General features: G+C 36.6%; 11 protein-coding genes. 3 read left to right on the plus strand and 8 right to left on the minus strand.

The genetic code is table 11. From position 1 onward, the window contains the following. Positions 1–38: 38 nt before the first annotated feature. The 7 genes from AC1DUW_RS16425 to AC1DUW_RS16455 form a co-directional block, all read right to left on the minus strand. On the minus strand, positions 39–1,685 hold the full coding sequence (locus AC1DUW_RS16425; RefSeq protein ID WP_053346829.1) for an FAD-dependent oxidoreductase: 1,647 nt from the start codon (positions 1,683–1,685) through the stop codon (positions 39–41). A gap of 173 nt (positions 1,686–1,858) precedes the next feature. Beyond that, positions 1,859–2,422, minus strand: coding sequence for an alkyl hydroperoxide reductase subunit C (gene ahpC / locus AC1DUW_RS16430; RefSeq protein ID WP_053346830.1), 564 nt, complete (start codon positions 2,420–2,422; stop codon positions 1,859–1,861). Between the two features lie 463 nt (positions 2,423–2,885). Next, positions 2,886–3,773 carry a superoxide dismutase gene (locus AC1DUW_RS16435; protein ID WP_053346831.1) on the minus strand — a complete coding sequence of 296 codons (888 nt, stop codon included), beginning with the start codon at positions 3,771–3,773 and terminating at the stop codon, positions 2,886–2,888. Between the two features lie 121 nt (positions 3,774–3,894). After that, positions 3,895–4,383: a YpuI family protein gene (locus tag AC1DUW_RS16440; protein ID WP_053346832.1), complete on the minus strand. Its 489-nt coding sequence runs from the start codon at positions 4,381–4,383 to the stop codon at positions 3,895–3,897. Between the two features lie 22 nt (positions 4,384–4,405). Beyond that, complete coding sequence (locus tag AC1DUW_RS16445) at positions 4,406–4,822, minus strand: hypothetical protein (RefSeq protein ID WP_053346833.1); 417 nt, start codon at positions 4,820–4,822, stop codon at positions 4,406–4,408. Between the two features lie 55 nt (positions 4,823–4,877). After that, the gene (scpB, locus tag AC1DUW_RS16450; RefSeq protein ID WP_053346834.1) at positions 4,878–5,459 is read right to left on the minus strand and encodes an SMC-Scp complex subunit ScpB; all 582 of its coding nucleotides are present in this window, start codon (positions 5,457–5,459) and stop codon (positions 4,878–4,880) included. Continuing rightward, positions 5,446–6,213, minus strand: a complete 768-nt coding sequence (locus AC1DUW_RS16455; RefSeq protein WP_053346835.1) for a segregation/condensation protein A — start codon at positions 6,211–6,213, stop codon at positions 5,446–5,448. The genes scpB and AC1DUW_RS16455 overlap by 14 nt, the downstream gene beginning before the upstream one ends. A 218-nt stretch (positions 6,214–6,431) precedes the next feature. Here AC1DUW_RS16455 and AC1DUW_RS16460 point away from each other — a divergent pair, with 218 nt between their 5' ends. Together AC1DUW_RS16460 and AC1DUW_RS16465 are read left to right on the plus strand one after the other, a co-directional pair. After that, complete coding sequence (locus AC1DUW_RS16460; protein ID WP_083450810.1) at positions 6,432–6,515, plus strand: YjcZ family sporulation protein; 84 nt, start codon at positions 6,432–6,434, stop codon at positions 6,513–6,515. Between the two features lie 163 nt (positions 6,516–6,678). Then, the gene (locus AC1DUW_RS16465) at positions 6,679–7,215 is read left to right on the plus strand and encodes a DUF309 domain-containing protein (protein ID WP_477642979.1); all 537 of its coding nucleotides are present in this window, start codon (positions 6,679–6,681) and stop codon (positions 7,213–7,215) included. 30 nt (positions 7,216–7,245) lie between these two features. Here AC1DUW_RS16465 and AC1DUW_RS16470 read toward each other — a convergent pair whose 3' ends face one another. Next, entirely contained in the window at positions 7,246–7,590 is a 345-nt protein-coding gene (locus AC1DUW_RS16470) for a GNAT family N-acetyltransferase (protein ID WP_053346836.1), read from the minus strand. A gap of 587 nt (positions 7,591–8,177) precedes the next feature. Here AC1DUW_RS16470 and AC1DUW_RS16475 point away from each other — a divergent pair. Then, positions 8,178–8,401: DUF1002 domain-containing protein (locus AC1DUW_RS16475; RefSeq protein ID WP_477642980.1), on the plus strand; the 224-nt coding region annotated here is incomplete at its 3' end.

The following is an 8,401-nucleotide window of genomic DNA, read 5'->3' on the forward strand; positions in this document are numbered from 1 at the left end:
GGGGACATGAGATGTCCCCCTATCGATTTAGCGTTCTATCATACTAACAATGCAGCGATTTCATCAATTTTCTTTGCACCGAATACTACTTCTTTATCATTGATGATCATAGCCGGCACGCTCATTACTTTATATTTTTTCTTGATTTCCTGGAAATTACTTATATCGACCATTTCAGCCTCAACGTTAGGGTTCTCAATAGCAATACGCTGTGCACCCACTACAACGTCTGGGCAGTAGTGACATGCCAATGATACCATAACTTTAATGTTCGCTTTTTTACTGATTGATTTAATCGAATTTAAAACAACTGAATCCAACGCTTGACCAGGTCCAGCTAGGTTATAAATAGCTAAAATGAAGGAATTCAACTCATGACCGCCTGGTACACCATGGTATTTGACACCACTGTATTCACCTCTCGAATTTATTAGAGAGACAACTGGGAACTTATCAGCATTGATTTTTTCTTCGATTTCCTTATTTTCACCTTTGTTATATAACTCAAGATGAAGCTTGTCACCTAATTCAGCAACATCCAACAAGAAATCACGCAATTCGACTGATTTTGGCAAACCTTCGTCTACAATAGATACCAACGTTACATCGCTTTCCATCTTGCCGAAGATTCCTTTTAATTGACCGCGTAGTGCGTCACTTAATAGAGCGCTCTTTCCTGCTGGAACAGCAGCCTGTTCTTTTTTCTCAGGTTTTTCAACAGCAGGCTCATCTTTAATACCTAAGCGATCTTTTTCTTCAGCAATGTATTTACCCGCATCCGTTGCTGCAATCGCTCCGTCAGAAACAGCGGTAATAATCTGACGCAAGGATTTTGGTCTTAAGTCGCCAGCTGCATATACACCTTTCACATTCGTTTTCATATCATCATCTGTGAGAATGTAACCCGCATGGTCCATTTCGATATGGCCGTTGAAAATCTCTGTTTTCGGTTCGTAACCAATGAATACGAATACTCCAAACGTACTGTCTTCTTTCTTCGCTTCATACTCAAACTCTTCCTTGGTAACGTTATTGATGAAGCGGGCACTTTGAATCATTTCATCCCCATATACCCCAAGGATTTCTGTATTGAATTTCACTTCAATCTTATCATTTGCCATTACTTTATCAACAATAGAAGGAGCACATGAGAAGCTTGATTCCCTGGCAATGATTGTGACTTTTGTAGCAAAACGAGTCAGGAAGATAGCTTCTTCAGCTGCTGCATATCCTGCCCCAATAACGAAAACTTCCAACCCTTCAAAAAATTCGCCATCACAGGTTGAGCAATAAGCTACTCCACGACCAGTAAATTCCTCTTCCCCTGGGAATCCAAGTGTTCTTGGAGAGGCGCCAGTTGCAATTATTACAGCGCGCGCATGGTAATCCCCACTAAGCGTTTTAACGACCTTTACCTCACCAGAGAAATCCACTCCTGTTACATCAGCTTTGGCAAACTCCACTCCAAAATCTTCATTTTGAAGTTTCATTTCTTCAACTAACCTTGGGCCTGAAATATGACGAATACCAGGATAGTTTGCAATTTCTGATGTTGTTGCAGCTTGTCCGCCACCTGTACCTTTTTCAAGAATTATTGTTTTAATTTTAGCTCTACCTGCATATACACCCGCAGAAAGACCTGCAGGACCACCACCAATAATTAATAAATCATGTATTTTTTCCATAGTTGTTCTCCTTGCTGAATAATAATACTTACTAAAAAAAGTTTATTTTGAATAACAAAAGGCACTTATTTTARGTAAGTGCCTTTTGTCATTAGAATCTTGTCAAACAAATTGTCTTCGTAATCAATGTGTAGATAGTGTCCAGTAACGAATTGGATTATATCCTCAAAAGATTAAAGTTTACCTACTAGATCTAAGCTTGGTTCAAGAGTAGCTTCACCTGGAGTCCATTTAGCAGGGCAAACTTTATCACCATGTTCTGCCACAAATTGTGCAGCTTGAACTTTTCTCACAAGTTCTTCAGCATTACGACCGATTCCTAAATCATTCACTTCGTATGCTTTAATTTGTCCTTCTGGGTTTACGATGAAAGTTCCACGTAGAGCTAAACCATCTTCTTCGATTAATACACCGAATTGACGAGATAAAACATTTGCTGGGTCAGCTAACATTGGATATTGAATTTTACCGATTGTATCAGTAGCATCAGCCCATCCTTTGTGGCTGAAATGAGTATCTGTTGAAACTGAGTAAACTTCACAACCAATTTCTTTGAATGTTTCATAGTTGTCTTGAAGATCAGCTAATTCTGTTGGACATACAAATGAAAAGTCAGCTGGGTAGAAGAAGAATACTGCCCATTTTCCTTTAACATCATCTAATGTTACTTCCTTGAATTCTCCTGCATGGTAAGCTTGTACTTTAAAATCTTCAACTTGTTTATTAATCAATGACATAATAAATTCCTCCAATAGATATATTTTTTAATCTGCTCCTATTTATAATAATTATTAAATAGAAACTAGTCAATAAATATACCTTAATAATTTTTAAGTTCACAAATTAGCCACAGTTTTTATATTGATATACATTAAACAATTTATAAACCGCATTGTACTTTAAAATAGCGTATTTAACACATCTTCAATGTTATATCAAGATTAAAAATAACAACTACCCTAATTATTTCGAAAGATGATATTGTCTCCTTTTCAATAAAATAATAAATTCCAAATGAGAATCAATTGTCGATTTCACCCATACAATTTACTTCATCCTTCATATACTTCCCACATTATTCCTAATTAACCCCAAAAAACTAATCTGTACTGTCCTTTTAAACGAAAAAATGCCGAACCATAATGGCTCGGCCCTTCAACTCAAAACAATTCGTTTTTGGTAGAACATATATTTTATCCGTTATTGTTGTTTCCAAGTAAGCTTTTTCGCTTCGGTAAACCGTAAAGCTGTTTGGGGCCAGTTTACAACGTCCCACCATTTATCCACATAAGAAGCTCTATTATTTTTATATTGTAAGTAATATGCATGTTCCCACACATCTAATACAAGTACTGGAATCGTATCCCATTGCGTTAAAATCATATGCAACTCTGATTGAAGAATTTCTAGTTTACGCGCACGTGGCACCCAGACTAAAATCGCCCAGCCAACACCTTCAACCTGTTTAGCTGCTTCACTAAAGTGATTTTTAAATGCTGCGAAACTTCCAAAATCCTTCTCAATCTGTTTAAGTAAGTCTCCCTTTGGCTGTCCGCCGCCTCTTGGAATCATCCCTTCCCAAAATATTGTATGCAAATAATGCCCGGATCCATGAAAGGCTGCTTCCTTTTCCCAATGTTTCAACAATGAATAATCCTTCGTCTCCCTGGCATTTTTCATCATTAATTCTGCTTTATTCAGACCATCTACATAAGTTTGGTGATGCTTATCATGGTGAAGGTACATGATTTCCTCTGAAATGGTCGGTTCCAACGCATTATAGGCATAAGGTAGCGGCGGAAGCGTATGTTTTCCAATTGGTACAGATTGAGATTGAGTTTGTCTTTGCTGAGTACTGAAATCTCTAGCTATCTCTTCAATTTCTTCGTAGACCCGAGCCATCTCTTCTTCAATCAAGACCATATTCTCATAATCTATTTCCTCTCCAACGAGATCATTAGTCCATTGGGAAAGCCTTTCAATGTTTGCCAACACTGTCGAATCGGTGATATCTATTCTCTCAAGGTATGCCATTATTTCATCAATCCAATCACTTACCTCTTTTGCATACTGTCTTACATCAGACATCTTTCAACCCCCCTGTAACCTACTTACACATAAATCATCAGAGTATTTTATGTTACGAATAAGCGAAGATTCCATTTATAAACAAAAAAAACAACAAGGCCTATTAAGCCTCGCTGTTTCTTTATCTTGACTGTAACATTTTCGTCCGGTAATCCGTTTCATAATACTCTAATTCTTCTCGCATGGTCTGAAATCCACTTTCTACAGATTTCAGAATAGATATAATGCTGTCCGGTACACCTTGATGAAATTTAATCGAGTTTTTTCCCGTATAGGCAGATCGGCTGTCTTCAAACCAACGGTCCGATTTTGGGGAAAAATATTCTTCTATACATTGATGATACACTCTATATAGCGTCTTTTCAGCTGCAGCTTTATTAAAAACTTCATTTTTAAGGACGATTTGGCAAGCTTCTAAACCCTCTTCACAACTTACAAGCATTCTTCTTAAACTAGAGAGGATTCCTTTATAATAACTTTCTTCCCCGCTTTTTTCCTGTTGAAGCTTAGAATAGGTCGTCTCATTTATAAACTCTTCTAACTGAGCTACTGTCGTTTCTAAAAAGCTTTTTACATCCTCAAGCTGAGATTTTACCAATGTATTCCCCAACCGTGAACCCTCCTCAAAATGATTATGAAAGAATATTAAAATCTACATTTGATTTAATATCATATGGTTTAGCTTGGTCAATAGATATAAACACTTTCTCTAATTTTCCAAAATTTACATTTTCGAAATAACCAGCTAACTCTTTTTCTGAATTAATATATAAACGTTTTCGGCTAGCCAAACTCGGGTCTTTGAAAAGGCAAACCATTGCAATGATATCAGCCATATAAATATCTCGGTCGAAACTTTTGAATAAAGGATTGGTGGAATATGGAGTCCACCGAGCGACCATCTCATCAAAATAACGAAGATACAGCACATTCAGTGTCTTTTCTTCTCCATCCTTTATGAATTCTATAACGGATCGGTTAAAAAATTCCTCCGGAGAATTGGACTTTTCTTTTTCAAGTCCAAATCCATTACATGCTACAATTCGCACTCGAAATCCCCCCGTATTCAGTTTTTTCTATATTATCACAATTTAAAGAAAAATGTCATTCGATTGTTTGTTGAAATTTCTCAAAAAACAAATCTGCTTCACCATTTTCGAAGCTTTCTTCTGAATTATCGGAGAGTGGCGGCAATTCTTTAATTGAGTTTAGACCGAAATAATCCAAAAACTCTTTCGTTGTCCCATATAAATAAGCCCGACCAGACCCCTCAGCACGTCCGACCTCTTTTATTAACACTTTAGTGACAAGTGTATGAATCGGCCGTTCCGTTTTGACACCGCGAATTTCATCAATCTCAGCTCTCGTAATTGGCTGCTTATACGCGATGATTGCGAGTGTTTCCAAAGCAGCCTGTGATAAACCTTGAGTACTTGAAGTTTCTACAAGTTTTTTTAAATAATCCGAGTGTTCTTTTTTTGTAGTCATTTGAAACACACCTGCTATTTCAATCACTTGAACCCCTCGTACATCCGATATATATTCTTCCTTTAAGCTTTCAATGATGTCTGTTGCTTGATATTCTGTAATTTCTAGGACAGAGGCAATTTGTTTGACTGAGAGGCCTTCATCTCCAGCAGCAAACAATAATGCCTCAAGAATCCCCTTCCAATTAATAACTTCCAACTGGTTCTACACCTTCCTTAGCTGCAATCATAATTTCCGAAAAATTATCTTCTTGTTCAACGATTATTTCATTTTGTTTCATTAGTTCCAATACCGCCATAAAAGTAATGACGATATGCTCCTTAACCGGGTGTGAAAAGAGCTCAAAAAAGCTTTTTTTTCCTTTAAATGATTGTAACTCAATCATGATTTCATCCATGCGTTTTTCAATTGATATCTCTTGTTTCGTCACTTTTGTATATAGGGGCTTTTGAATTTTTTGCCTTCGCAGTAGTTTTTGCAGAGCGCCCAACATATCGTATAGACTGATATTCAACTCTTGTTTTTCATTTTCCGTTTCTTTTACATAAACAGATAAATCACTTGGCGGTTTTGTAAACATCAAGCTTCGTTCTTCTTCCAACCCCTTAAATTCTTCTGCAGCATTTTTATACTTTTTATATTCTAATAGTTTTTCCACAAGCTCGTCCCGTGGATCTTCTTCAAATAGTTCTCCATCTTCATCAATCAATTGTTCATCTTCATGCTTGGGTAGCAACATTTTACTTTTGATAGCAAGTAGTGTCGCAGCCATTACTAAATATTCACTGGCCACATCTAATTCAAGATGCTGCATCGTATGAATATAGCCTAAATATTGCTCTGTGATATCAGCCATTGGAATATCATAGATGTCTATTTCAAGACGGTTTATCAAATGAAGGAGTAAATCCATCGGACCTTCAAAAGCATCAATTTTAATATTATAACCCATAAAAATACCCCATTTAAATCTAATTGGCCAATGTTAGGCCTGTTTCTTTTACTAATCAAGTATAGTGGATTACCGGCCTTTATCCAATAATAATAATTTGCGGCACTTAGAAAAGTTCTTATAAGGGATTTGTGTTAATTGGGTCAGTGCCCAATCACATTTGTAAAATTAACATAACCTAGGAATGTAAGAATACCAGAACAAAGGAGGAACTTATTATGGGTTTTGGGCATGGCGGCGGATTTGCGTTTATTGTAGTATTGTTCATTTTGTTAATTATTGTCGGTGCTTCTTGGTGTTAATTGAAGACTGATGAATCAAGCTGATTGCATAGCAATCAGCTTTCCTTATTTTCCAGTGTAATTTTCTATGATAAACTAAAAAGTGTATACACGCCCGGTGTAAAGCTGGTTAAAATGGCTTTTCTACCTTAAATGAACCCATCAAACAAAAGGGGTGCTCAAATTGAATTACCCGAAAGACTACCTGTCTTTCCTTGTCCATTTTCATGGCACTAGGGATTACTTTGAATGTCACGAAATTCTTGAAGAATACTGGAAGGATACTGCTCCAAAAGAGCGTGACTCGCATTGGGTCGGGCTGATTCAAATTGCAGTTGCCCTATATCACGACCGTAGAGGCAACAATCAAGGTGCAACAAGGACCCTTGCTAAAGCCATCGCCAATCTCCGTTCGAAAAAAGTAGAGCTGCAGCAGTTGGGCCTCGATCCTGAAGAACTGCTCAATTTGCTTCAGAACACCTATGCACGTATGTTGTCTAAAAAACCATATGAAAGCATCAATCTTCCGATAACGGATCAAGAGTTGACTGTACAATGCCAAGCCATATGCAGCCAAGAAGGATACATATGGTGCACAGATAGTGACATGGCTAATTTATCTTTAATAGACAAGCATCTAAAGCGTGACCGTTCAGATGTTATATCAGAAAGGGCTCGACAATTATCCCTCCGAAGAGCAAAAATAGAGGACCACTCTTAAGAGTGGTCCTCTATTTTTGCTCTCATGGTTTTAAGCTTCTTCACATTTGTCAAGGAAGCTTTCCGTATATTCATTTGCTTTTAATTCTTTGTCAGGATATTGCTCCTTTAGAGCCCTGACCATGGCTTTACCGATACCTTGCTTTCGAAAAGATGGATTAACAGATACATGTTGAATCTCAATGTGATTTGGAGAGACTTCTATTCCGATCAAGCCTGTAATCTCCTCATCTTTCCATAAGAACAACTGTAGATTTTCATCTGTTTCGTAATTCTTCATCGTATTCCGAAGCGTTTTTATCTCTTTTTCATTTGGCATGAAAGATAATAATCCCATGGCAAACTTCTCATAACTTTTCTTATACTTAATCAACATAATATCCCTCGTTACTAAATAACGTTTTTATTATCTAACTGTTTCTAAATTAATTAGCTTTGAATAATAATCCCTACTTATAACATTTCCATCATACATAAAATCTTCTTTCGTTTCAACATCACTTTCAGCACTTGATTTATAGATCTCCTATGTGCTAGGCGATGAACAGCCAATATACGATTCCCCACATCAAAGCGATAACAAGCATCATAAGTAAAAGAGTTTTATTACTTTTCCTCATCCCATACTCCCTTTATTCAATGGTCTAAATATTTAAATAACGAATTCATTTTACTATAACTTAGCACAATCTGACAAATACCCCTTGCAAACTTGCATTGGATTTACTACATTGATAAAGTAAACTTAGGATTCATAGTGTGTCTCACAGGTATATTAGACAAGGATACAATCACTTTTCGTCGTTAGTAAGAACATTTGCTATTTTCGACGAAATAAATATTTTTTATAAAACTGTATCTTTTTTACCTTTTGGTTCGTCCAATACTATGAAACTTTTATTTAAAGCGGTGCTCTTTAAATAAAAGAATACAATTCAGCAGGAAATGTTAAGGAGGATAACTATGAAAAAAATGAAAAAATGGGTCATTGTGACCATTTTATTATGCCTATTATTGCCATATAAAGCTTTTGCGGACGCAGCTGTTGGTGAAATGATCGTCACACTGGGGGAAAATTTGACAAAAGAACAAAAAAGTATGCTATTGTCAGAAATGAAAGCTCCTGATGACGTTGAGGTTTTAACGGTTACTAATGCAGAGGAACATGAATATTTAGGGGATTATAT

Source organism: Peribacillus sp. P4_C12 (assembly GCF_056402095.1).